The following is a 24,424-nucleotide window of genomic DNA, read 5'->3' as shown; positions in this document are numbered from 1 at the left end:
GCACCCCGGCCGACCCACCCGAGGTGGACCGCCCGCGGTCCCGGCTCGGCGGCGTTCGCCCAGGTCAGGCGTATTGTCAGTGCCCGGGTGCAGGATGGATGCATGGTCAGCGATCCGCAGCGAGCCCTCGACGGCTTCTCCCCCGCGACCCGTGGCTGGTTCACGGGTGCCTTCTCCGCGCCCACCGCGGCACAGGCGGGCGCGTGGCAGGCCATCCACGAGGGCTCGGACGTGCTGGTCGTGGCCCCCACCGGTTCCGGAAAGACCCTGGCCGCGTTCCTCGCCGCCCTGGACCAGCTGGCCTCCACTCCCCCTCCGGCCGATCCGAAGAAGCGCTGCCGGGTCCTGTACGTCTCACCGCTGAAGGCCCTCGCCGTCGACGTGGAGCGCAATCTGCGCAGCCCGCTGACCGGCATCCGCCAGGAGTCCGTGCGCCTCGGCCTGCCCGAGCCGGAGATCAAGGTCGGCATCCGCTCCGGCGACACCCCGGCGGCGGAGCGCCGGGCGCTGTCGACCCGGCCCCCGGACATCCTGATCACCACGCCCGAGTCCCTGTTCCTCATGCTGACGTCGGCGACCCGTGACGCGCTGACCGGCATCGACACGGTGATCCTGGACGAGGTTCACGCCGTGGCCGGCACCAAGCGCGGCGCCCATCTCGCGCTCAGCCTGGAGCGCCTGGACGAGCTCCTGCCGAAGCCGGCGCGGCGGATCGGCCTGTCCGCGACGGTCCGCCCCGTCGACGAGATCGCGCGCTATCTCTCCCCGCACCGCAAGGTGGAGATCGTCCAGCCGGCGTCGGGCAAGGAGTTCGACCTGTCGGTCGTCGTCCCCGTCGAGGACCTGGGCGAGCTGGGCGGCTCCCCGGTGGCCGACGGCTCCGAGGGCAAGGAGCGCCCCTCGATCTGGCCGCATGTCGAGGAGCGGATCACCGACCTCGTCCAGTCGCACCGCTCCACGATCGTCTTCGCCAACTCCCGCCGTCTCGCCGAGCGTCTGTGCAACCGCCTGAACGAGATCGCCTACGAGCGGGCCACCGGCGAGACCCTGGTCGAGCACCACTCCCCGGCGGAGCTGATGGGCGGCTCCGGCGCCGCCCAGGGCGCGCCCGCGGTCATCGCCCGCGCGCACCACGGCTCGGTCTCCAAGGAGCAGCGCGCCCTGGTGGAGGAGGACCTCAAGGCGGGCCGTCTGCCCGCGGTCGTCGCCACCTCCAGCCTCGAGCTGGGCATCGACATGGGCGCGGTGGACCTCGTCGTCCAGGTCGAGTCGCCGCCGTCCGTGGCCTCCGGCCTGCAGCGCGTGGGCCGCGCGGGGCACCAGGTCGGTGCCGTCTCCACCGGCGTGGTCTTCCCGAAGTACCGGGGCGACCTCGTCCAGGCCGCCGTCGTCACCGAGCGCATGCGCACCGGCGCCATCGAGTCCCTGCGCGTCCCGGCGAACCCGCTGGACGTCCTCGCGCAGCAGCTGGTCGCCATGACGGCCATGGACACCTGGCAGGTCGACGACCTCCTCGCGCTGGTCCGCCGGGCCGCGCCCTTCGCGTCGCTGCCCGAGTCGGCGTTCACGGCGGTCCTCGACATGCTCGCGGGCCGCTATCCGTCCGACGCCTTCGCGGAGCTGCGCCCGCGGGTGGTGTGGGACCGGGTCGCCGGCACCATCACCGGCCGTCCTGGCGCCCAGCGCCTCGCCGTCACCTCCGGCGGCACCATCCCCGACCGGGGCCTGTTCGGGGTGTTCCTCGCCGGGTCCGACCCGAAGAAGGGCGGCGGCCGGGTCGGCGAGCTGGACGAGGAGATGGTCTACGAGTCCCGTGTCGGCGACGTCTTCACGCTCGGCACCAGCTCGTGGCGGATCGAGGACATCACACGGGACCGCGTCCTGGTCTCCCCCGCTCCGGGCGTGCCGGGCCGGCTGCCGTTCTGGAAGGGCGACCAGCTGGGCCGCCCGCTGGAGCTGGGCCGCGCGGTGGGCGCGTTCCTGCGCGAGGTCGGTTCGCTGTCCAAGGAGGACGCCCGGCTGCGCCTGGTCACCGCCGGCCTGGACGCCTGGGCCGCGGACAACGTGCTGTCGTACCTGGACGAGCAGCGCGAGGCGTGCGGACACGTCCCCGACGACCGCACGATCGTCGTCGAGCGTTTCCGTGACGAGCTGGGCGACTGGCGTGTGGTCGTGCACTCCCCGTTCGGCGCGCAGGTCCACGCCCCCTGGGCCCTGGCCCTCGGCGCGAAACTGTCCGAGCGCTACGGCATGGACGCGCAGGTCATGCACGCCGACGACGGCATCGTGCTGCGGCTGCCGGACGCCGACCTCATGGGCCTCGACCTGCTGGACCAGGAGCCCGGGAGGGCCGGCCGGGAGTACGACTCCGACCAGGCGCCGGTGGGCGCGGCGGACGTCGTCTTCGACAAGGGCGACGTCGACCAGGTCGTCACCGACCAGGTGGGCGGCTCGGCGCTGTTCGCGTCCCGTTTCCGCGAGTGCGCGGCGCGCGCGCTGCTGCTGCCGCGCCGCAACCCCGGCAGGCGCACTCCCTTGTGGCAGCAGCGTCAGCGCGCCGCGCAACTGCTGGAGGTGGCGAGCGAGTTCGGTTCGTTCCCGATCGTCCTGGAGGCGGTCCGAGAATGCCTCCAGGACGTCTTCGACGTCCCGGGGCTCGTGGAGCTGATGGGCGACCTGGAGGCCCGCAAGGTGCGGCTGGTCGAGGTCACGACCCCCGAGCCGTCCCCCTTCGCCCGCTCCCTCCTCTTCGGATACGTCGCCCAGTTCCTCTACGAGGGGGACTCGCCGCTCGCCGAGCGCCGCGCCGCCGCCCTGTCGCTCGACTCACGGCTGCTGGCCGAGCTGCTCGGCCAGGCGGAGCTGCGCGAGCTGCTGGACGCCGAGGTGCTCACCGAGCTGGAGCGCGAGCTGCAGTGGCTCACCGAGGACCGCCGGATCAAGGACGTCGAGGGCGTCGCGGACCTCCTGCGCCTCCTCGGACCGCTCACCGACGCCGAGCTGGCCGAGCGGGGCGCGGAGCCGGCCTGGGCGCAGGAGCTGGCCGGCGCCCGCAGGGCCATCAAGGTGCGGATCGGCGGCGCCGACCACTGGGCGGCGATCGAGGACGCGGGCCGGCTGCGCGACGCGCTGGGCACGGCGCTGCCCGTCGGCGTCCCGGAAGCCTTCACCGAGCCGGTCAAGGATCCGCTCGGCGACCTCCTCGCGCGCTACGCCCGCACCCACGGCCCGTTCACATCGGCCACGGCGGCGGCCCGCTTCGGCCTGGGCGTGGCGATCACCGACGGCGCGCTGCAGCGGCTGGCCGCGAGCGGGCGTGTGGTGCAGGGCGAGTTCCATCCCGCCGGCATCGGTCAGGAGTGGTGCGACGCCACAGTGCTGCGGCGGTTGCGCCGCCGCTCCCTCGCGGCGCTCCGGCATGAGCTGGAGCCGGTGCCGCCGGGCGCCCTCGCCCAGTTCCTGCCGCAGTGGCAGCACATCGGCAAGGGGCACGGCCTGCGCGGCATCGACGGACTGGTCCGCGCCATCGAGCAGTTGCAGGGCGCGTCCGTGCCCGCGTCCGCGCTGGAGAAGCTCGTCCTGCCCTCCCGGGTCGCCGGCTACCAGCCCGCGATGCTCGACGAACTCACCGCCGCCGGCGAGGTCGTATGGGCGGGGGCGGGCTCGCTGCCGGGAAAGGACGGCTGGGTGTCCCTCTACATGGCGGACGCGGCCCCGCTGCTGCTGCCGCAGCCCCACCCCCTGGAGCTGACGGCCCTCCACCAGTCGATCCTGGACACCCTGTCCGGCGGCTACGGCCTGTTCTTCCGTCAGATCGCCGACCAGATCCGCGCCACGACTCACCCGGAGGCCACGGATCCACAGCTCGCCGACGCCCTCTGGGACCTCGCCTGGTCGGGCCGGCTGACGAACGACACGCTCGCGCCGCTGCGCTCCCTGCTGGGCTCGGGCCGCACCGCCGGGTCCACGGCACACCGCGCCAAGCGCACCGTCCCGCGCGGCCGTTACGGCTCACTGACCGCCGCAGCCCGCACCGCGTCCCGCACCGGCCCGCCGACCGTCGCCGGCCGCTGGTCCCTGCTGCCGGCGCAGGAACCGGACGCGACCGTGCGGGCGCACGCCCTGGCCCGCACCCTCCTGGACCGGCACGGCGTGGTGACGCGCGGCGCGGTCGCCGCCGAGGGCGTCGAGGGCGGCTTCTCGGCGACGTACCGCGTCCTGGCCGCCTTCGAGGAGAGCGGCCAGGCCCGCCGCGGCTATGTCGTGGAGGGCCTGGGCGCCGCGCAGTTCGCGATGGACGGCGCGGTGGACCGGCTGCGCGCAGTGTCCAACGCCCGCGACCGCGGCGAGGACCTGCCCGGCCCCCCTACCACGGGCACGGACGGCTCCGGCGGCACCCCGAGGGACACGGACGGCGGCCCGTCCTACGACATCCCCGACCTCGACCACGACTTCCTCGACGCGCACCTGGACCGGCTCAAGCCGGACGAGTACGTCTCACCCCTGGACCGCGCGGCCGACAACCGCCGCCCGCCCGGCGGCCCATGGCAGAACGGCGCTCCGGCCCGCCGCAACCGCCCCGCCCCGGGCAGCAGGGCCGTCGTCCTCGCCGCGGCCGACCCGGCGAACGCGTACGGCGCCGCCCTCCCCTGGCCCGAGCCGCCCACCGGCGCCGGGCACAAGCCGGGCCGCAAGGCGGGCTCCCTCGTGGTCCTCGTGGACGGCGAGCTCACCCTCTACATGGAGCGCGGTGGGAAGACTCTGCTCGCCTGGCCGTCCACCCCGGACACCGAACCCGCCGACGACCCCCGTCTGCGGGCCGCAGCCGAGGCCCTGGCGACCGCCGCCCAGGCGGGTTCGCTCGGCACGGTCACGGTGGAGCGGGTGAACGGCGCACAGGCCCTGACGTCCCCCGTGGGCACGCTCCTGGAGGCGGCGGGCTTCATCGCGACCCCGAGAGGCCTCCGCCTCCGTGCCTGAGCCCAGCCGCACCCCCAGGAAGACTTCCGCCTCCGTGCCGGAGCCCAGCCGCGACCCCAGGGAAGACTCCGCCTCCGTGCCTGACGCCGCCCCCTCCCCCGCCCCGGCTCACCACCATGCTCCCCGCCCCCTCATGTCACCCTTGAGACATGCCCGAAGGTGACACGGTCTGGCAATCCGCGAAGCGGCTCCACACCGCCCTCGCGGGCCGTGTGCTGGCCCTGAGCGACTTCCGGGTACCGAAGTTCGCCCTGGTCGACCTGGCGGGCCGTACCGTCCTGGACGTCACCGCCCGAGGCAAGCACCTCCTCACCCGGGTCGAGGGCGGGATCACGATCCACTCGCACCTCGGCATGGAGGGCTCCTGGCGGATCTTCGCCGACGAACAGCTCTGGACGGGCGGCCCCGTCCACCAGATCCGAGCCGTCCTGACCACCACCCCCGACCCCGGCGCGGCCACCCCCGAGGCGCGCCCGGCCCGTACGGCCGTCGGGTACCGCCTCCCCGTCCTGGAGGTCCTGCGCACCACGGAGGAGGACACCGTGGTCGGGCACCTCGGCCCCGACCTCCTGGGCCCCGACTGGGACCCGGACCGCGCCCTGGCCAACCTGCTCGCCGACCCCGACCGCGCGCTCGGCGAAGCCCTGCTGGACCAGCGCAATCTCGCCGGCGTCGGCAACGTCTACAAGAGCGAGATCTGCTTCCTGCTGCGCGTCACCCCCTGGCTGCCGGTCGGCGCGCTCCCCGCCGAGCACACCGCCCAACTGCCGCTGCTCGGCAAGAAGCTCCTGGAAGCCAACCGCGACCGCCCGGTCCGCAAGACCACGGGCCTGCGCGGCCAGGACCTCTTCGTGTACGGCCGCGCCAGACGCCCCTGCGCACGCTGCGGCACCCGGATCCGCGTGGCCCAGCAGGGCGACGGCTCCCGCGAACGCCCCACGTACTGGTGCCCGAACTGCCAGGCGGGCCCGGCCCCGACCGGTACATCCCGCCTTGGAGACCAGGCCCGCCCGACCAGTTGACGACCCATCAGATACGCCCCTACGGTCCCCTCATGCCCGTCACGGCGTACGACCTCACCGGACGCACCGCCTTCGTCACCGGCGCCGCAGGAGGCATCGGTCGCGCCTCGGCCGTCCTGCTCGCGCAAGCAGGCGCCACCGTGCACTGCGCCGACCGCGACGCACAGGGCCTGCACGAGACGGCGGACCTGATCAAAGCCGACGGAGGCAGCGCCCGCACCCACCACCTCGACGTGACGGACCGCGCCCGGCTCCACCAGGCCGTCGCCTCCTGCGAACGGCTGGACGTGATGGCCGCGATCGCCGGGATCATGCACAGCAGCCCCGTCCTGGAGACCCGTGACGAGGACCTGGACCGCGTGCTGAGCGTCAACTTCAAGGGAGTGCTGTACGCCTGTCAGGAGGCGGCCCGCGCCATGCTCGACCGTCGGATCGCCGGCAGCATCGTCACGATGGCCTCGGGCGCCGTGGACACCGGAGCACCAGGGCTGCTCTGCTACGGCGCCGCCAAGGCGGCGGTGGTCCAGCTGACGAAGACCCTCGCGGCGGAGCTGGGCCCGCACGGCATCCGTGTGAACGCGGTCGCTCCGGGCTGGATCCGCACCCCGATGACCGAACGGCACGACGACGCCGTACAGGCGCGGACGGAGTCGTCCATGGCTCGTAGGTCACCGCTGGGCCGGGTCGGCGAACCGGAGGACGTCGCCCACACGGTGCTCCATCTGGCGTCCGACGCCTCGTCGTTCACCACGGGGCAGATCCTGCGTCCGAACGGCGGCGTGGCGATGCCGTGGTAGCGCGCCCACGCACCTCCGCGCACCCCGCGCGCTCCCGCACAGCCCGCACTACCCGCACCTCCGTACGCCCTACGCCTCCCCCACACGCCCCACCGCCCTCTGCCCCGGCCAAGCCCCCTACGCCCTCTCCACAGGCCCCGCAGACCCCGCGCGCCGCCCCACCCTCCCCGCCCGCCAAGCCCGCACCCACTGCCGCGCATCCACGGCCCCGTCCGCCTGCTCCTTCGGCTCACAGTGCACCGGCAGCAGGCTCAGCCCCCAGCCGCCGGCGGCGACGGCCGCCTCCAGCGCTCCCGCGCCCGGCACGCACACGAGCCGCACCACGGCCCACCACCACAGCGCCCCGCCCGCGAGGGCCACCCCCCAGCGCGCCATGGGCCGTGCCATCCGCTCACCTCCAGCCCGGCGCCGGATCCAGCCCCGACAGAGGCACACCGACGGCCCGAGCGCACGGCGCCGGCGACCTGGTCACCGCGCGTCATGCGCCGTCACACGTCCACCCTGACCGGCGCAGAGCACCTCGGCAAGCGCACCCCGACGGCTCACGGGAGCCCGGACAGCACGAAACCCCGACCCGCACTCTCCAGATCCGACTGGAGGAGCCCTGGCCGGGGCCTCACACGACACTTAGCGCATGGTCAGTTCACACGCTCGGGTGGCACCGTCACGCGGCGACGACGTCGACCGCTTCGGACGGCGCCTTGATGGTCACCCGTTCCGGTGGCACACCGGTCACCGATACGGAACCCAGCATCGGACGCACCGACGTGGGTACAGGCTCGCTGGGGGTGGCCGCAGCAGACTGGGCCAGCTCGGCGAGGGCGAGCTCGTCGCTCACTTCCCGCATGAGCTCGGACATCCGTACGTCCAGCGCGTCGCAGATCGCGGCGAGCAGCTCGGAGGAAGCCTCCTTCTGCCCCCGCTCCACCTCGGAGAGATAGCCGAGTGAGACTCGGGCGGACGAGGAGACTTCGCGCAGAGTACGGCCCTGGCGCTGGCGCTGCCGACGCAGCACGTCACCCAGCAGGCGACGGAGCAGAATCATCGGTGGCTCCCTCCTCGGACCGCGTAGCCGCATCCTTCTCGCCCCACCGTACCGCCTTGCGCCGCGGCCGTGCGGGGAGCGATGTCGTGTTCACTCAGGGCTGCAAACATCAAAACCCCCCGTTCCGTTCCGTATCCTGTGCCCGCTCATTCCCACTGTGTTCGCCCGCCAGCTCCCTCAGAAGCAGTGCGAGCACGCTCCGTACACTCTCCATACGAATTTCCGCCCGGCCGCCGTTCAACCGCAGGGCCTCCACTTTTCCGCCACCGGCGGAACCGGAATCCGGGCGGACCGGCCCGTCGACGGCCACGAAGACGGTGCCCACGGGCTGTCCGTCCTGCGGGTCCGGCCCGGCCACACCGGTCGTGGCGATGCCCCAGTCGGCTCCCAGCGCCTTGCGCGCACCGGCCGCCATCTGGGCCGCGACCTGCGGGTCCACCGCTCCGCGCTGCTCCAGCAAAGTGGCGTCCACGCCGAGCATCCGGTGCTTGAGCTCGGTGGCGTAGGCCGTCACCGATCCGCGGAAGACCTTGGACGCCCCCGGAACGCCGGTGATGTCCGCCGCGACCAGGCCGCCGGTCAGCGACTCGGCGACGGCAAGGGTCTCGCCCCTCACCGTGAGTAGTCGCACGACGTCCGCGGCGCGAGAGTTCACGCTTCGGTCTCCTCCAACGCTGCCCTGCGCTCCGCGATTCCCTGCCGCCGCAGCACAATGGCCTGTCTCACATAGTCCAGCCCGGTCACCACCGTCAGCACGACGGCGGCGGCCATCACCCACCAGCGCAGCGTCGCCAGCCAGCCCGTCAGCGCCAGGATGTACATGCCGACGGCCACGCCCTGCGTGAGCGTCTTCAGCTTGCCGCCGCGGCTCGCCGGGATGACGCCGTACCGGATGACGATGAAACGCAGCAGGGTGATCCCGAGTTCCCGGCCGAGGATCACACCCGTGACCCACCAGGGCAGGTCGCCGAGGGCGGACAGGCAGATGAGGGCCGCGCCCATGATCGCCTTGTCGGCGATGGGGTCCGCGATCTTGCCGAAGTCGGTGACCAGGTCGTACGCCCGCGCCAGATGCCCGTCGAACAGGTCGGTGATCATGGCGATGGCGAAGGCCGCCCAGGCGAACGAGCGCCAGGCGGGGTCGTAACCGCCGTCGGCCAGCATCAGCATGACGAACGCCGGCACCAGGAGCAGCCGGAGCATGGTCAGCAGATTGGCGATGTTCCAGATGCTGGCCTGGTTGACGGCCGCGGCCGCGATCTTGCCGCCGCGCACGGGCCGGGCGTCGCCCTCGGCGCCCTGGTCGGCACCCGCGGGCCGGGCCGCACCGGCCTTGGACGCACCCGTCGGGTTCGCCTTCCCCGTCGTACCCACCGCGCTCACCTTGCCCGTCGCACCCGCCGGGGAGGGGCCGCCCGCGGCGGACGCCGGAACTCCGGTCATCTGCCCGCCTCCTCACTACACGACAACGCGCCGTCGAGGGGTTCGGCCACCAGGTCGACACCTTCGGTGCCGACCACCTTCGCCTCGACCATACGACCGATGCTCAGGCCCGCGCCGCTCGTGAGCAGCACCTGGCCGTCCGTCTCCGGCGCCTGGTGCGCACCGCGCCCGTACACGCCGTCCTCGTCGATGGACTCGACCAGCACGTGCACGGTCTCGCCGAGGCGCTCCTCGGCGCGCTGGGAGACCAGCTCCTCGGCCAGCCGGGACACCCGGGCCAGCCGCTCGGCGACGACGTCCTCGGGCAGCTTGCCGTCGTAGGTGGCGGCCTCGGTGCCCTCCTCGTCGGAGTAGCCGAAGACGCCGATCGCGTCGAGCCGGGCGCCGTTCAGGAAGCGCTCCAGCTCGGCGAGGTCGGCCTCGGTCTCGCCGGGGAAGCCCACGATGAAGTTGGAGCGCACACCGGCCTGGGGCGCCTTGGCGCGGATGGTGTCCAGCAGCTCCAGGAAGCGGTCGGTGTCGCCGAAGCGGCGCATCGCGCGCAGCACGTCGGGCGCGGAGTGCTGGAAGGAGAGGTCGAAGTAGGGGGCGACCTTCGGCGTCGAGGTGAGGACGTCGATCAGGCCGGGCCGCATCTCGGCCGGCTGCAGATAGCTGACGCGGACGCGCTCGAGACCGTCGACCTCGGCGAGCTCGGGCAGCAGGGACTCCAGCAGACGGATGTCGCCGAGGTCCTTGCCGTACGAGGTGTTGTTCTCGGAGACCAGCATGATCTCCTTGACGCCCTGCTCGGCGAGCCACCGCGTCTCGTTCAGCACGTCGCTCGGGCGGCGCGAGATGAAGGAGCCGCGGAAGGACGGGATGGCGCAGAACGAGCAGCGCCGGTCGCAGCCGGAGGCCAGCTTCACCGAGGCGACCGGGGCGCCGTCGAGACGGCGGCGCAGGGGCGCGCGAGGACCGGAGGCCGGGGCGAGCCCGTCCGGAAGGTCGACGGGGGCGTGCCCGGGCAGTGCGACACCGGCAGCGGACTCCTGCCGTTCGGCCGGGCTGATCGGCAGGAGCTTGCGCCGGTCGCGCGGGGTGTGGGCGGCGTGGATGCCGCCGGACAGGATGGTCTGCAGGCGGTCGGAGATGTCGGCGTAGTCGTCGAAGCCGAGCACGCCGTCGGCCTCGGGAAGGGCCTCGGCGAGGTCCTTCCCGTACCGCTCGGCCATGCAGCCCACCGCCACGACGGCCTGGGTTCTCCCGTGGCCCTTGAGATCGTTGGCCTCCAGGAGGGCGTCGACGGAGTCCTTCTTGGCGGCGTCGACGAAGCCGCAGGTGTTGACGACGGCGACGTCCGCGTCGGCGGCGTCCTCCACGAGGTCCCAGCCGTCCGCCTCCAAGCGGCCTGCGAGCTCCTCCGAGTCCACCTCGTTGCGGGCGCAGCCAAGAGTGACCAGTGCGACGGTACGGCGTTCAGGCATGGGCTCAAGACTACTTTGTCTCAGTGACAGCCCATGTCGACGGGGTTGGCCGATCCCGGCCGCCCCCGTCGCGGCGCTCCCCGCCGGCCAGGCCTAGCCGGCCTGCGGGTCGCCCTTCGTGTAGGTCAGGCGCTCGACGGCGCCCGGCTGCCAGTCGTCCTCGATCTTCTTGCCGTTGACGTACAGGTCGATCGCGCCGGCGTCGCCGAGGACCAGGTTGATCTTCTCGCTGTCCTGGAAGGTCTTGGTGGCGCCCTGCTTGAGCAGGCCGTCGAAGAGCAGCCGGCCGTTGTGGTCCTTGGCGGCGACCCAGCTGCGTCCGTCGGCGGCGCTGACCTGCACGGTCACCTTGTCCTGCGGAACGGCGGCGATGGCGCTGTCGGACGGCTCGGGCTTGGTGTCCTTCGGCTTGTCGGTCTTGGGCGTCGGGGTGCCCTTGTCGGCCGACGGCGTGGAGCCGCCCTCGGCGACGGGGGTCTTCCCGCCCTCGCCGTCCCCCTTGAAGGCGGTGAAGCCGACGAACCCGATCACGGCGACGATCGCGGCGACCATGGCCGCGGTCCAGTTCGGCCCACGCCGCTCCGGACGGATGCGCTCCGCCTCGAACAGGGGGGCGGCCGGGGTCGGCGCGGGGCGCCCGCCGTGGGAGGCGTCGTACTGGGCGAGCAGCGGGGCGGGATCGAGGTGGACGGCCTTGGCCAGGGTCCGGATGTGGCCACGGGCGTACACGTCGCCGCCACAGGGGGCGAAGTCGTCCGCCTCGATGGCCTGCACGATGGCGATGCGGACCCGGGTGGCGGTACTGACGTCGTCGACGGTCAACCCGGCGTCGAGACGGGCCTGCCGCAGGGCATGGCCGATCGAGGGGCGGGAGTCGTCGGACTCGTCGTCGAACGGACGCTCGTCTTCAGGGGAGTTGCCGATGGACACGGGGGCGCCTTTCGAGCGTTGAGCCACCTGTGCTGGAGGTTCAGTCTAGGGGGGCGACAAAAGGGTGAGGCAAGCGGGCGGTGGGACTTTGTACGCCATCGGTAGGGCCCGACACGCCGATGGCGGCCAAGAGTTTGTCGTTTCGCTCAACTTGACGTACGCCGAAGGGAAACGGTTGCTCAATGATCCCCTACGGGTGAGTCACGATCAGGCATCGACTCATCGCCTACCCGACCCGCTCCCCGCCAAGGGTTCGCTTTCCCGTGGGGGACACATTCAAGCCTCCCCGCGGATCACCGCGAGCACGCCGTCCAGCTCGTCGGCCTTCACGAGGACGTCACGCGCCTTCGACCCCTCGCTCGGCCCCACGATGCCCCGCGACTCCATGAGGTCCATCAGGCGCCCCGCCTTGGCGAACCCGACCCGCAGCTTGCGCTGGAGCATGGACGTCGAGCCGAACTGCGTGGACACCACGAGTTCCGCCGCCTGGCACAGCAGGTCGAGGTCGTCGCCGATCTCCTCGTCGATCTCCTTCTTCTGCTTGGTCCCGACGACCACGTCGTCCCGGAAGACGGGTGCCATCTGGTCCTTGCAGTGCCGGACGACCGCCGCGACCTCCTCCTCGGTCACGAAGGCGCCCTGCATACGGGTCGGCTTGTTCGCGCCCATCGGCAGGAACAGGCCGTCGCCCTTGCCGATGAGCTTCTCGGCGCCCGGCTGGTCGAGGATCACGCGGGAGTCGGCGAGGGAGGACGTGGCGAAGGCGAGCCGCGAGGGCACGTTCGCCTTGATCAGACCGGTGACGACATCGACGGACGGCCGCTGCGTGGCGAGCACCAGGTGGATGCCGGCCGCGCGCGCGAGCTGCGTGATGCGGACGATGGCGTCCTCCACGTCCCGCGGCGCGACCATCATCAGGTCGGCGAGCTCGTCCACGATGACCAGCAGATACGGGTAGGGCTGCAGCTCGCGCTCACTGCCCTCCGGGGCCTTCACCTTGCCGGCGCGGACGGCCTCGTTGAAGTCGTCGATGTGCCGGTAGCCGTACGCCGCCAGGTCGTCGTACCGCAGGTCCATCTCGCGGACGACCCACTGCAGCGCCTCGGCGGCCCGCTTCGGGTTGGTGATGATCGGCGTGATCAGGTGAGGGATGCCCTCGTACGCGGTCAGCTCGACGCGCTTGGGGTCGACGAGGACCATGCGGACGTCCTCGGGGGTCGCGCGGACCATGATCGACGTGATCAGGCAGTTGATGCACGAGGACTTGCCGGAACCGGTGGCTCCGGCGACCAGGACGTGCGGCATCTTCGCGAGGTTGGCCATCACGTAGCCGCCCTCGACGTCCTTGCCGAGCGCGACCAGCATCGGGTGGTCGTCCTCGGCGGCGGCCGCGAGCCGCAGCACGTCACCGAGGTTGACCATCTCGCGGTCGGTGTTCGGGATCTCGATGCCGACCGCCGACTTGCCGGGGATCGGGCTGATGATCCGCACGTCCGGGCTGGCGACGGCGTACGCGATGTTCTTGGTCAGCGCGGTGATGCGCTCGACCTTGACGGCCGGGCCCAGCTCGACCTCGTAGCGCGTGACCGTCGGCCCGCGCGTGAAACCGGTGACGCGGGCGTCGACCTTGAACTCGGTGAAGACGGTGGTGAGCGACGCGACGACGGCGTCGTTGGCGGCGCTGCGCGACTTGCCGGGTCCGCCGCGTTCGAGCAGGTCGAGCGACGGCAGCGCGTAAGTGATGTCGCCGGACAGCTGCAGCTGCTCCGCGCGCGGGGGCAGATCGCGGATCTCGTCGGGGACCGGCGCGGCCTTGGTGAGGTCGGGGACCTCGCTCTTGGTGAGATCGGCGGCCTTCGGCTTGGGCAGCCGGTCCTGCTGGGGCCGCGCGGCCGGGACCGGCGTCGGCACGGGCGTGGTCTCCTCGCGGTCGCCCACGCTGACGCCCTGGGTGAGGTCGGCGACGATCGGCGAGGGCGGCATCCCGTGCATCACGGCCCCGTCGAGCGCGGCCGCCGCGGCGGCGGCGACGTCCACGGCGTCCATGGGACGGTCCATCTCGGGCTGGGGCACCGCGGAGCGCCTGGGACGCCCGCGACGCCGCGAGAGGGCCTCCTGCTCGGCGTCCTCGGGGTCGTACGGCTCACGGGCCCGGCCCCGCTTGCGCCCGCGCGCGGCGGGCAGCGCCTCGCGCCACTGCTCGTCGTAGCGCTCGTCGTCCTCGGTGAAGTCCTCGTCGTCCTCCGGGTCGGGCAGCAGCCCCAGCTTCACCCCGAGCAGCCGCAGCCGCTGCGGGATGGCGTTGACCGGGGTGGCCGTGACCACCAGCAGACCGAAGACCGTCAGCAGCACCAGCAGCGGTACGGCGAGGACGTCGCCCATGGTGTACGTCAGCGGGGTCGCCGCGCCCCAGCCGATGAGCCCGCCGGCGTCCCTTATGGCCTGCATGCCAGCGCTGCGGGCCGGCGATCCGACGGCGATGTGGACCTGCCCGAGCACGCCGATGACGAGCGCGGACAGGCCGATGACGATCCGGCCGTTGGCCTCGGGCTTCTCGGGGTGCCGGATGAACCGCACGGCGACGACCGCGAGCAGGATCGGCACCAGCAGGTCGAGCCGGCCGAAGGCGCCGGTCACGATGATCTCGACGAGGTCCCCGACGGGGCCGCGCAGATTGGACCAGGTCCCGGCGGCGACGATCAGGGAGAGGCCGAGCAGCAGGAGGGCGACGCCGTCCTTGCGGTGGGCGGGGTCGAGGTTCTTCGCGCCCTGCCCTATGCCGCGGAACACCGCGCCGACGGCGTGCGCGAGCCCGAGCCAGACGGCGCGCACGAGCCGGTACACGCCCCCGGTGGGGCTGGGCGCCGGCTTGGCCGGGGGCGCGGCTTTCCTGGCCGCGGCCTTCTTCGCCGGCGCCTTTTTCGCGGGGGCTTTCCTGGCGGCGGCCTTCTTCGCCGGAGCCTTCGCCGAAGCGGCCGCCTTCTTCGCGGGCGGCTTCTTGGCTGCGGAGGAACGTGAGGCCATGGAGGTGAGGTTACCGGTGGAGGAGACAGTGGACACGTGTGCCCACTGCTTCACCCGTTCGTGTCGCCCGTGCGGAGGCGGTGAACTGACGCCGGCTCACACATCGGGACATAGCGCCACCGGTCACCAACGGGGCCCGTCTCGCGGTCAGTTCTGCGACGACACCGACGACGCGCTGCCGGCGCCCGGCTCCAACGCGTCCAGCGCCCGCCGCAGTCCCGTGAGTTTGCGTTCGAGATGGGCCGCGGTGGCCACCGCGGCCGCGTCGGCCGAGTCGTCGTCGAGCTGCTTCGAGAGCGCCTCGGCCTGCTCCTCGACGGCGGCCAGGCGCGCGGACAGCTCGGCGAGCAGCCCGGCGGGCTCCTTGGACTCGGCACCGGCGGCCTTGCCGCCGCCCTCCAACTGCAGTCGCAGGAGTGCCGCCTGCTCGCGCAGCTGGCAGTTCTTCATGTACAGCTCGACGAACACCGAGACCTTGGCCCGCAGCACCCACGGGTCGAACGGCTTCGAGATGTAGTCCACCGCGCCCGCCGCGTATCCGCGGAAGGTGTGGTGCGGACCGTGGTTGATCGCGGTGAGGAAGATGATCGGGATGTCCCGGGTCCGTTCCCGTCGCTTGATGTGCGCCGCGGTTTCGAAACCGTCCATTCCCGGCATCTGGACGTCCAGCAGAATGACCGCGAAGTCGTCCGTCAGCAGTGCTTTGAGCGCTTCCTCCCCGGACGATGCCCGCACCAGGGTCTGATCGAGCGCAGAGAGGATCGCCTCCAGCGCCAGCAGATTCTCCGGCCGGTCATCGACCAGGAGGATCTTGGCCTTCTGCACCATGGCCCGCCCTCCTCGCCCCGGCAGTGCACCGGGCTCCGCCCCAGGGGACGGCTCCCTTACGCCGCCCGCCCTCGTGCCGGTCATGGTAACCGCACCCCGCCTGTCGCCACACCCTGTCACCGCGATGTCACTGTGCACGTAGCAGAAACGTAGCGGGAGACCAGAAGGTTCCCCGAATCCCGCACTTCTACACAGCTTCGAGCACCCTGAGTCAACAAATTCACGGCACCCGGGTTCGTTCCTGTCACTGCTCCCTCATCCACTGGTTCATCACCGTGAGCAGATGATCGGGGTCCACCGGCTTGGTCACGTAGTCCGAGGCGCCCGACTCGATCGCCTTCTCCCGGTCGCCCTTCATGGCCTTCGCGGTGAGCGCGATGATCGGCAGCCCGGCGAACTGCGGCATCCGCCGGATCGCCGTGGTCGTCGCGTACCCGTCCATCTCGGGCATCATGATGTCCATCAGGACGACGGCCACGTCGTCGTGCTGCTCCAGGACCTCGATGCCCTCCCGGCCGTTCTCCGCGTACAGCACCGACAGCCCGTGCTGCTCCAGCACGCTGGTCAGCGCGAAGACGTTGCGGATGTCGTCGTCCACGATCAGGACCTTCTCGCCGCCGAAGCGGATGCCCCGCCGCGACCGGGCCGACGGACCCTCCTCGGCGACCGCCGGCCGCAGCTCCGGCTGCGTCGGCCGCTGCTCCAGCTCCGCCGCCCGGCGCCGACGCCGGAAGAGCGCCGCGGCGCCGTTCTGGGTCTCCCGGTACGACCGCACCTCGGCCGGCGTCTCGATCTCGGCGTCCGACAGCTCCGACAGATCGGCCGCCGACGCCACCAGGTCACCCGGGTCCAGCGGCGGCAGCTGCTGCTGGTACCCCTGCGGAGGCAGTTCGCTGGGGTGCAGAGGCAAATACAGCGTGAACGTCGAGCCGCGCCCCGGTTCGCTCTGCGCGTGGATCTCACCGCCGAGCAGCTGGGCGATCTCCCGCGAGATCGACAGCCCCAGCCCCGTACCGCCGTACTTGCGGCTCGTGGTGCCGTCGGCCTGCTTGAACGCCTCGAAGATCACCCGCATCTTGCTCGCCGCGATCCCGATGCCCGTGTCGGTCACCGAGAACGCGATCAGCGGGGCGTCGGCCTCGGTCAGCGACCCCGCCTCCAGCAGCTGCTCCCGGATCGACGGCGGCACATCCGAGCCCGCGGGCCGGATGACCAGCTCGACCGACCCGGAGTCGGTGAACTTCACGGCGTTCGACAGCAGGTTCCGCAGCACCTGGAGCAGCCGCTGCTCGTCCGTGTGCAGCGTGGCCGGCAGCTCCGGCGACACCCGTACGGACAGGTCCAGGCCCTTCTCCGCGGTCAGCGGCCGGAACGTCGCCTCGACGTAGTCGACGAGCTGGACGAGCGCGATCCGTGTCGGCGAGACGTCCATCTTGCCCGCCTCGACCTTCGACAGGTCCAAGATGTCGTTGATCAGCTGGAGCAGGTCGGAACCGGCACCGTGGATCGTTTCGGCGAACTCGACCTGCTTCGGCGAGAGGTTCCCCTCGGCGTTGTCGGCGAGCAGCTTCGCCAGGATCAGCAGCGAGTTGAGCGGCGTGCGCAGCTCGTGCGACATGTTGGCGAGGAACTCGCTCTTGTAGCGCATCGACACCGCGAGCTGCTCGGCGCGCTCCTCCAGGACCTGCCGCGCCTCCTCGATCTCGGTGTTCTTCACCTCGATGTCGCGGTTCTGCTGGGCCAGCAGCTCGGCCTTCTCCTCCAGTTCGGCGTTGGACGCCTGGAGGGCCTTCTGCCGGTTCTCCAACTCCTCCGACCGCTCCCGCAGTTGCTCGGTCAGCTCCTGCGACTGCCGCAGCAGCACCTCGGTCTTGGTGTTGACCGAGATGGTGTTGACGCTGGTCGCGATCATCTCGGCGATCTGGTTGAGGAAGTCCTTCTGGATCTGCGTGAACGGTGTGAACGAGGCCAGCTCGATCACACCGAGCACCTTGCCCTCGAACAGCACCGGCAGCACGATCACCTGCGCGGGCGGCGCCTCACCGAGCCCGGAGGAGATCTTCAGATAGCCGCTGGGCGCGTTCTCCACCAGGATCGCGCGCTTCTCCAGGGCGGCCGTCCCGATCAGCCCCTCGCCGGGCCGGAACGAGGTCGGCATCGACCCCATCGAGTAGGCGTACGACCCCAGCATCCGCAGCTCGTACTGGTCCTCGCCCTCGGCGCTGATGTCCTTGCCGTCCACCAGGGGCATCGCCAGGAAGAACGCGCCGTGCTGCGCCGAGACGACCGGCGTCAGCTCGCTCATGATCAGCGAGGCCACGTCCTCCAGGTCCCGGCGGCCCTGCATCAGCGCCGAGATCCGGGCGAGGTTGCCCTTGAGCCAGTCCTGCTCCTTGTTGGCGATCGTGGTGTCGCGCAGGTTGGCGATCATCTTGTTGATGTAGTCCTGCAGCTCCTGGATCTCGCCGGACGCGTCGACGTCGATCTTCAGGTTCAGGTCGCCGCGGGTCACCGCGGTCGCCACGCGCGCGATGGCGCGCACCTGCCGGGTCAGGTTCCCGGCCATCTCGTTCACGGACTCGGTCAGGTCCCGCCAGGTGCCGTCGACGTCACGTACGCGTGCCTGGCCGCCGAGCTGCCCCTCGGTGCCCACCTCGCGGGCGACGCGGGTGACCTCCTCGGCGAACGACGACAGCTGGTCGACCATCGTGTTGATCGTGGTCTTCAGCTCCAGGATCTCGCCCCGGGCGTCGATGTCGATCTTCTTCGTCAGGTCGCCCTTGGCGATGGCGGTCGTGACCATGGCGATGTTGCGGACCTGACCGGTCAGGTTCGACGCCATCTGGTTCACGGACTCGGTGAGGTCCTTCCAGGTGCCGGCCACGCCCGGAACGTGCGCCTGACCGCCCAGGATGCCGTCCGTGCCCACCTCACGGGCCACCTTGGTGACCTGGTCGGCGAACGAACTCAGCGTCTTCACCATCGTGTTGAAGGTGTCCGCGAGCTGCGCGACCTCGCCGCGCGCCTCGATCGTCACCGTCCGCGTCAGATCGCCGTTGGCGACGGCGGCCGCGACCTGCGAGATGTTCCGCACCTGCATGGTGAGGTTCTTCGCCATCAGGTTCACATTGCCGCTGAGGTCCTTCCAGATGCCCGTGACACCCGGGACGTGCGCCTGACCGCCCAGGATGCCCTCGGTGCCCACCTCACGGGCCACCCGGGTCACCTGCTCGGCGAACGACGACAGCTGGTCCACCATCGTGTTCACCGTCGTCACCAGTTCGAGGATCTCGCCCTTGGCGTCGACGGTGATCTTCTTCGACAGATCGCCCTTGGCGACCGCCGTCGTGACCTCGGCGATCTGGCGCACCTGGATGGTCAGGTTGTTCGCCATGAAGTTCACGGACTGCGTGAGGTCCTTCCAGGTGCCGGAGACACCCTGCACCTCGGCCTGACCGCCCAGCTCACCCTCGGTGCCCACCTCGCGGGCGACCCTGGTGACCTCCTCCGCGAACGACGACAGCTGGTCCACCATCGTGTTCAGCGTGTTCTTCAGCTCCAGGATCTCCCCGCGCGCGTCCACGGTGATCTTCTGCGAGAGGTCACCGCGCGCCACCGCCGTCGCGACCTGCGCGATGTTGCGCACCTGGGCCGTGAGGTTGCCGGCCATGCCGTTCACGGAGTCCGTGAGATCCCGCCACACACCGGCGACACCGGGCACCTGCGCCTGACCGCCGAGCCGGCCCTCGGTGCCCACCTCACGGGCCACCCGGGTCACCTGGTCGGCGAAGCCGGACAGCTGGTCGACCATCGTGTTGATGGTGTTCTTCAGCTCGAGGATCTCCCCGCGCGCGTCCACGTCGATCTTCTGCGACAGGTCACCGCGCGCCACCGCCGTCGTCACCTGGGCGATCTGCCGCACCTGCGACGTCAGGTTCCCGGCCATGAAGTTGACGGAGTCCGTGAGCTCCTTCCAGGTGCCCGACACCCCCGGTACGACGGCCTGACCGCCCAGGCGGCCCTCCGTACCCACGTCCCGGGCCATCCGCGTCACCTGGTCCGCGAACGACGACAGCTGGTCCACCATCGTGTTCACGGTGTTCTTCAGCTGGAGCATCTCACCGGAGACGTCCACCGTGACCTTCTGCGACAGATCGCCGTTGGCGACCGCCGTCGTCACCTGCGCGATGTTCCTCACCTGCCCGGTGAGGTTCCGGAACGCCGTGTTGACGGAGTCCGTCAGGTCCTTCCACGTCCCCGCGGCCCCCGGCACCTGCGCCTGGCCGCCCAGCTCACCCTCGACACCGACCTCACGGGCGACCCGGGTCACCTCGCTGCCGAACGACGACAGCTGGTCCACCATCCCGTTGACGGTGTTCTTCAGCTCCAGCATCTCGCCGGCCACGTCGACCGTGACCTTCTGCGAGAGGTCACCACTGGCCACCGCGGTCGTGACGGCCGCGATGTCCCTCACCTGAATGGTCAGATTCCGGAACACCGTGTTGACGGAGTCCGTCAGGTCCTTCCAGGTGCCGGCCGCGCCCGGCACATTCGCCTGACCGCCGAGCTGCCCCTCCGCGCCGACCTCGTTGGCCACGCGCGTGACCTCGTCCGCGAAGATCCGCAGCGTCTCGGTCATCTGGTTGATCGTGTCCGCGAGCTGGGCGACCTCGCCCCGCGCCGACACCGTCACCTTCTGCGACAGATCACCGTTGGCGACCGCCGTCGTCACCTGTGAGATACCCCGCACCTGGGCCGTCAGGTTCCCAGCCATCAGGTTCACCGAATCGGTGAGGTCCTTCCACACACCCGCCACACCGGGCACCTGCGCCTGGCCGCCGAGCTCACCCTCGGTGCCCACCTCGCGGGCGACGCGCGTCACCTCGGACGAGAACGACGACAGCTGGTCCACCATCGTGTTGACGGTGTTCTTCAGCTCCAGCATCTCGCCGGCCACATGCACCGTGACCTTGCGCGACAGATCGCCCTTGGCCACCGCCGTCGTCACCAGCGCGATGTCCCGCACCTGCGCGGTCAGCCGGTACGCCATGGTGTTCACGGAGTCCGTCAGGTCCTTCCAGGACCCGGACATACCGCGCACCCGCGCCTGCCCGCCGAGCTTGCCCTCCGTGCCCACCTCGCTGGCCACACGCGTGACCTCGTCGGTGAACGTCGACAGCTGGTCGACGAGATTGTTGACGGTGCGGCCGACCTTCAGGAACTCGCCCCGCAGCGGATGCCCCGTGCCGTCCGGGGCCTGCGTCCGCAGCTCCATCCGCGGCGACAGATCACCCTCGGCGACCGCCGACAGCACCCGCCCGACCTCGGAGACCGGCCGGACCAGGTCGTCCACCAGCGCGTTCGAGTTGTCGATCGCGACCGCCCAGGAGCCCTCACAGGCCCCGGTCTCCAGCCGCTCGGTCAGCTTGCCCTCCCGGCCGACCATCCGGCGCACGCGAGCCAGCTCACCCGTGAGGTGGAGATTGCGGTCGGCCACCTCGTTGAAGACGGCCGCGATCTCCGACATCACGCCGTCGCCGGACACCGTGAGCCGCTTGCGGAAGTTCCCGTCGCGCATCGACACCAGGGCCGCCATCAGGCGGTTCAGGGCCGCCGTGTCCACGGCGGTGGTACCGCCGCGGCTCTTGCGTTCGCTCCTCAGGGACTGTCCGCCTTTCGCGCGCGTCTTCGTGCCCCGCGTCGCTGCGCCAGACTCCACTGTGTCCCTCCCGCAGGGGTCGACCATCACTGTCGTGCTCGGTGCTGCTGCTTCCGCGTACCCGTTGTCCACCGGGTGGCCCGCCCGGACCGACCGGGCCGCCCACGGGCTGCTGCCCACCGGACGCGCCTCACACTCGGCCTGCCCGGACCTTCATCAGAAGCCTGCCCAGTGTTTCACCCCGGCTGAACCCGGCCATAACAGTTCGGCAGCTTCGCACATCGTCCGCACACCCTCCGGACGGAAACACTGCAGACCGGCATCCGCAGGGACCGCGAAGGTAAGTAACCTTGCATGCGGCTGTCCAGCCGCGCCGGTCCGTCCGGCCTGGGCGGTGGCAGGAGGAGCACGAGCGGGCAACGGAGGGGCAGCCGGACATGACCACCGGACTGATTCCGGGGGCACCGACCCCGGACGGGCCGACGGGCGGACAGATGCCGCACCAGCGGCGCGACCCGGCCCGCCGCGAAGCCCTGCACGTCGACGACCCGACGAGGAGTTCTGTGATCACCGCGCGCGCGGCAGCCAGCTTCGAGCCTGTCGGGCGGTCCGTCGCGAGCGCCCGCTCCTTCGTCCGCGACACCCTCCAGGGCTGGGGCTTCGCCGACATCGTCGACGACGCCGTGGTCCTCACCAGCGAGCTGGTGACCAACGCCGTCGTCCACGCGGGCACCTCCGCGGACGTCCTGTGCCTGCGCAGTGAGGACGGCGTACGGATCGAGGTGGCCGATCGCTACCCGGAGCGCGAGATCCCGCTCCAGGGCTCCCCCGTCAACATGGGCAGTCCCGACCGCGAGGGAGGCCGCGGCCTCCAGCTGTGCGCGGCGCTCGCCGGCCGCTGGGGCGTCGACTACTCCCCCACGCACAAGCAGGTCTGGTTCCAGCTCGACCTGCCCGAGCGCCCCGTCGGCACCCGCGCCGCCGGACCCTCGCTCCCCCTCGACCTCCTCCCGCTCGCCGACGGCCGCGTCCGCGTCGCCGTGGTCCAGATCGACCGCACCGGCGCCATCTCCTCGTGGAACGAGGACGCCGAGGACCTCTTCGGCTACGCGGCCGATCAGGTCGTCGGCAAGCCCCTCACCGACTTCGCGGCCTGGCCGCACACCCCGGGCACCAGCACCGGCATCGCCGAGGCCCTCCAGCTCTCCCGCTGGGAGGGCAGCTACGGCATAAGGGGCGCCGACGGCCGCGTCACCCCCGTGTACGCCTCCCACCTCCGCGTCCGCGACACCGAAGGCGAGCCCTCCACGGTCTGCCTCCTGGTCCGCAACCACGAGCGCGCCGTCCTCCAGACGCCCCTGCGCATGCCGGCCGGCGACGCCGCATCCGAGTCCTCGAGCACCGACCCGTTCGAGGTGTTCATCGGCTCCCCCGCCCCGGACGACCTCGACGGCCTGCTCCAGCGCACCGTGGAGCGCGCCCGCGACATGCTCGACGGCGACTCCGCCTTTCTGCTGCTCGCCACCGACGACGAGACGGAACTGGAGGTCCGGGCCTCCACCGGCCTGCCCTCCGCCCGTCAGCGCTTCGCCCGCGTCCCGGTCGAGGCCGGCCCCGGCCGCTACGGCTCCGCCCGGATGCCCGCCGTCCACGAGGACCTCACGATGGTGCCCGGCGCCGTCCCCCTGCTGCGCGGCACGGGCATGCGCTCCGTCGTCACGGTTCCCCTCAAGGTCGAGGGCCGCCTCACCGGCTCCCTCGGCGTCGCCGCGGAGGCACCCGGCCGGTACTCCAACGAGGAGGCCCTGCGCCTCCAGTTCGCCGCCGACCGCATCGCCCTGGCGGTCGAGTCCGCCCGCCTCGGGGAGCTCGAACGCCTGCGCAGAGGCTCCCTCAGCTTCCTGGTCGAGGCGTCCGACCTGCTCGCCGGCACCCTGGACCGCGACCAGACCCTGGCGCTCATGGCCCAGATGACGGTCCCGACCCTCGCCACCTGGTGCGCGGTCTACACGATCGCCGACCAGGCCTCCGAGCCGTACCTGTCGTACGTCCTGCACGAGGACGAGGAACTCATCGACGGCATCAAGTCGTTGCTGTCGAAGATCCCCCCGCCGGACCCGGTACCCACCCCCGGCGCCCGTGTCTGGTCCGCGCCCGCCGAGTCGGCGCACCAAGCCGCCCTGCGCACCTCCATGCGCAGCCTCGGCCTCGGAGAGCCCGTCGGCCGCGTCAGCGCGGGCATCGGCCCCACCCTCGCCACGGCCTCCGCCGTCGGCGGCGAGACGGTGGTCCTGCCCCTGGTCGCCCGCAACCGCGTCATCGGCATGCTGACGCTGGGCAAGCCGACCGACGAGCACTTCCGCCAGGAGATCCTCGAGCTCGCCGAGGACCTGAGCCGGCGGGCCGCCCTCGCCCTGGACAACGCCCGCCTCTACTCCGAGCGCACGGCCATCAGCCAGTCCCTCCAGCGCAGCCTGCTGCCGCCGGAGCTGCCGCAGATCGACGGCGTGGAGGTCGAGGTCATCTACCGCGCGGCCGGCGAGGGCAACGAGGTGGGCGGTGACTTCTACGACCTCTTCCCCATCAGCGACGGCGCCTACGGTTTCGCCATCGGAGACGTCTGCGGCACCGGCCCCAACGCCGCCGCGGTCACCGGCCTCGCCCGGCACGCCCTGCGCCTGCTCGCCCGCGAGGGCCTCAGCGGCCCCGCGGTCCTGGAGCGCCTGAACTCCGCGATCCTCGACGAGGGCGCCCGCAGCCGCTTCCTGACCCTCCTCTACGGCGAGATGCGGCCGCAGGAGGACGGCAGCGCGGAGCTGAAGGTGGTCTGCGCCGGCCACCCGCTCCCGCTCCGCCTGCGCCAGGACGGCACCGTCGAACCGGCCGCCGAACCCCAGCCGCTGCTGGGCGTCATGGAGGACCTGGAGCTCTACGAGCAGACGGTCACCCTCGACCCCGGCGACGTTCTGCTGTGTGTCACCGACGGCGTCACCGAACGCCGCGAGGGCACCCGCATGCTGGGCGACGACGGCCTCGCCGATGTCCTCACGACGTGCACAGGCCTGACGGCCGGCGCGGTCGCGGCGCGCATCATGCGCGCGGTCGAACGCTTCGCCTCCGACGCCCCGTCCGACGACATGGCGATCCTGGCCATGCGCGTCCCCGGAATCCACCAGGACTGAGGGAACAGGAAACAAGGGCATGAAAAAGGCCCCGCCCGAAGGGGCGGG

The 24,424-nt window shown here is 71.6% G+C and carries 13 protein-coding genes; 4 read left to right on the top strand and 9 right to left on the bottom strand.

The features are described from left to right. Positions 1-102: 102 nt before the first annotated feature. From DC008_RS25985 to DC008_RS25975, 3 genes are all read left to right on the top strand, one after another. Positions 103-4,980 carry an ATP-dependent helicase gene (locus tag DC008_RS25985; protein ID WP_108709010.1) on the top strand — a complete coding sequence of 1,626 codons (4,878 nt, stop codon included), beginning with the start codon at positions 103-105 and terminating at the stop codon, positions 4,978-4,980. 149 nt (positions 4,981-5,129) lie between these two features. Further along, positions 5,130-6,002 carry a DNA-formamidopyrimidine glycosylase family protein gene (locus DC008_RS25980; protein ID WP_108709009.1) on the top strand — a complete coding sequence of 291 codons (873 nt, stop codon included), beginning with the start codon at positions 5,130-5,132 and terminating at the stop codon, positions 6,000-6,002. A 32-nt stretch (positions 6,003-6,034) separates the two neighbouring features. Next, a complete protein-coding gene (locus DC008_RS25975) occupies positions 6,035-6,799 on the top strand; it encodes an SDR family NAD(P)-dependent oxidoreductase (protein WP_108709008.1) in 765 nt (254 codons plus the stop codon). A 117-nt stretch (positions 6,800-6,916) separates the two neighbouring features. Here DC008_RS25975 and DC008_RS25970 read toward each other — a convergent pair whose 3' ends face one another. The 9 genes from DC008_RS25970 to DC008_RS25930 all read right to left on the bottom strand — a co-directional run bounded on the left by DC008_RS25970 (position 6,917) and on the right by DC008_RS25930 (position 21,254). Further along, positions 6,917-7,186: a hypothetical protein gene (locus tag DC008_RS25970; RefSeq protein WP_108709007.1), complete on the bottom strand. Its 270-nt coding sequence runs from the start codon at positions 7,184-7,186 to the stop codon at positions 6,917-6,919. Between the two features lie 277 nt (positions 7,187-7,463). Further along, complete coding sequence (locus tag DC008_RS25965) at positions 7,464-7,844, bottom strand: helix-turn-helix domain-containing protein (RefSeq protein ID WP_019756312.1); 381 nt, start codon at positions 7,842-7,844, stop codon at positions 7,464-7,466. 109 nt (positions 7,845-7,953) lie between these two features. After that, entirely contained in the window at positions 7,954-8,499 is a 546-nt protein-coding gene (locus DC008_RS25960) for a CinA family protein (RefSeq protein ID WP_108709006.1), read from the bottom strand. Continuing rightward, positions 8,496-9,287 (bottom strand): CDP-diacylglycerol--glycerol-3-phosphate 3-phosphatidyltransferase, encoded by a 792-nt coding sequence (gene pgsA / locus DC008_RS25955; RefSeq protein ID WP_108709005.1) that lies wholly within the window; start codon positions 9,285-9,287, stop codon positions 8,496-8,498. The genes DC008_RS25960 and pgsA overlap by 4 nt, the downstream gene beginning before the upstream one ends. Further along, positions 9,284-10,753, bottom strand: a complete 1,470-nt coding sequence (gene rimO, locus DC008_RS25950; protein WP_108709004.1) for a 30S ribosomal protein S12 methylthiotransferase RimO — start codon at positions 10,751-10,753, stop codon at positions 9,284-9,286. The genes pgsA and rimO overlap by 4 nt, the downstream gene beginning before the upstream one ends. Positions 10,754-10,846: 93 nt before the next feature. Continuing rightward, the gene (locus DC008_RS25945) at positions 10,847-11,683 is read right to left on the bottom strand and encodes a helix-turn-helix domain-containing protein (protein ID WP_108709003.1); all 837 of its coding nucleotides are present in this window, start codon (positions 11,681-11,683) and stop codon (positions 10,847-10,849) included. Between the two features lie 276 nt (positions 11,684-11,959). Then, entirely contained in the window at positions 11,960-14,707 is a 2,748-nt protein-coding gene (locus tag DC008_RS25940) for a DNA translocase FtsK (RefSeq protein ID WP_244221418.1), read from the bottom strand. 147 nt (positions 14,708-14,854) lie between these two features. Then, positions 14,855-15,535 (bottom strand): response regulator, encoded by a 681-nt coding sequence (locus DC008_RS25935; RefSeq protein ID WP_108709002.1) that lies wholly within the window; start codon positions 15,533-15,535, stop codon positions 14,855-14,857. A gap of 244 nt (positions 15,536-15,779) precedes the next feature. After that, positions 15,780-21,254 (bottom strand): HAMP domain-containing protein, encoded by a 5,475-nt coding sequence (locus DC008_RS25930; RefSeq protein WP_108709001.1) that lies wholly within the window; start codon positions 21,252-21,254, stop codon positions 15,780-15,782. 377 nt (positions 21,255-21,631) lie between these two features. Between DC008_RS25930 and DC008_RS25920 the strand changes: the two genes are divergently transcribed. Beyond that, complete coding sequence (locus DC008_RS25920) at positions 21,632-24,376, top strand: SpoIIE family protein phosphatase (protein WP_108709000.1); 2,745 nt, start codon at positions 21,632-21,634, stop codon at positions 24,374-24,376. Positions 24,377-24,424 lie beyond the last annotated feature (48 nt).

Source organism: Streptomyces nigra (assembly GCF_003074055.1).
Taxonomy (GTDB): domain Bacteria; phylum Actinomycetota; class Actinomycetes; order Streptomycetales; family Streptomycetaceae; genus Streptomyces; species Streptomyces nigra.
This window is presented reverse-complemented; position numbering and strand designations above follow the sequence as displayed.

Coding starts and splice junctions, on each gene's coding strand:
- DC008_RS25985 (WP_108709010.1), top strand. CDS start 103: ATGGTCAGCGATCCGCAGCGAGCCCTCGACGGCTTCTCCCCCGCGACC.
- DC008_RS25980 (WP_108709009.1), top strand. CDS start 5,130: ATGCCCGAAGGTGACACGGTCTGGCAATCCGCGAAGCGGCTCCACACC.
- DC008_RS25975 (WP_108709008.1), top strand. CDS start 6,035: ATGCCCGTCACGGCGTACGACCTCACCGGACGCACCGCCTTCGTCACC.
- DC008_RS25970 (WP_108709007.1), bottom strand. CDS start 7,186: ATGGCACGGCCCATGGCGCGCTGGGGGGTGGCCCTCGCGGGCGGGGCG.
- DC008_RS25965 (WP_019756312.1), bottom strand. CDS start 7,844: ATGATTCTGCTCCGTCGCCTGCTGGGTGACGTGCTGCGTCGGCAGCGC.
- pgsA (WP_108709005.1), bottom strand. CDS start 9,287: ATGACCGGAGTTCCGGCGTCCGCCGCGGGCGGCCCCTCCCCGGCGGGT.
- rimO (WP_108709004.1), bottom strand. CDS start 10,753: ATGCCTGAACGCCGTACCGTCGCACTGGTCACTCTTGGCTGCGCCCGC.
- DC008_RS25940 (WP_244221418.1), bottom strand. CDS start 14,707: ATGGCCTCACGTTCCTCCGCAGCCAAGAAGCCGCCCGCGAAGAAGGCG.
- DC008_RS25935 (WP_108709002.1), bottom strand. CDS start 15,535: ATGGTGCAGAAGGCCAAGATCCTCCTGGTCGATGACCGGCCGGAGAAT.
- DC008_RS25920 (WP_108709000.1), top strand. CDS start 21,632: ATGACCACCGGACTGATTCCGGGGGCACCGACCCCGGACGGGCCGACG.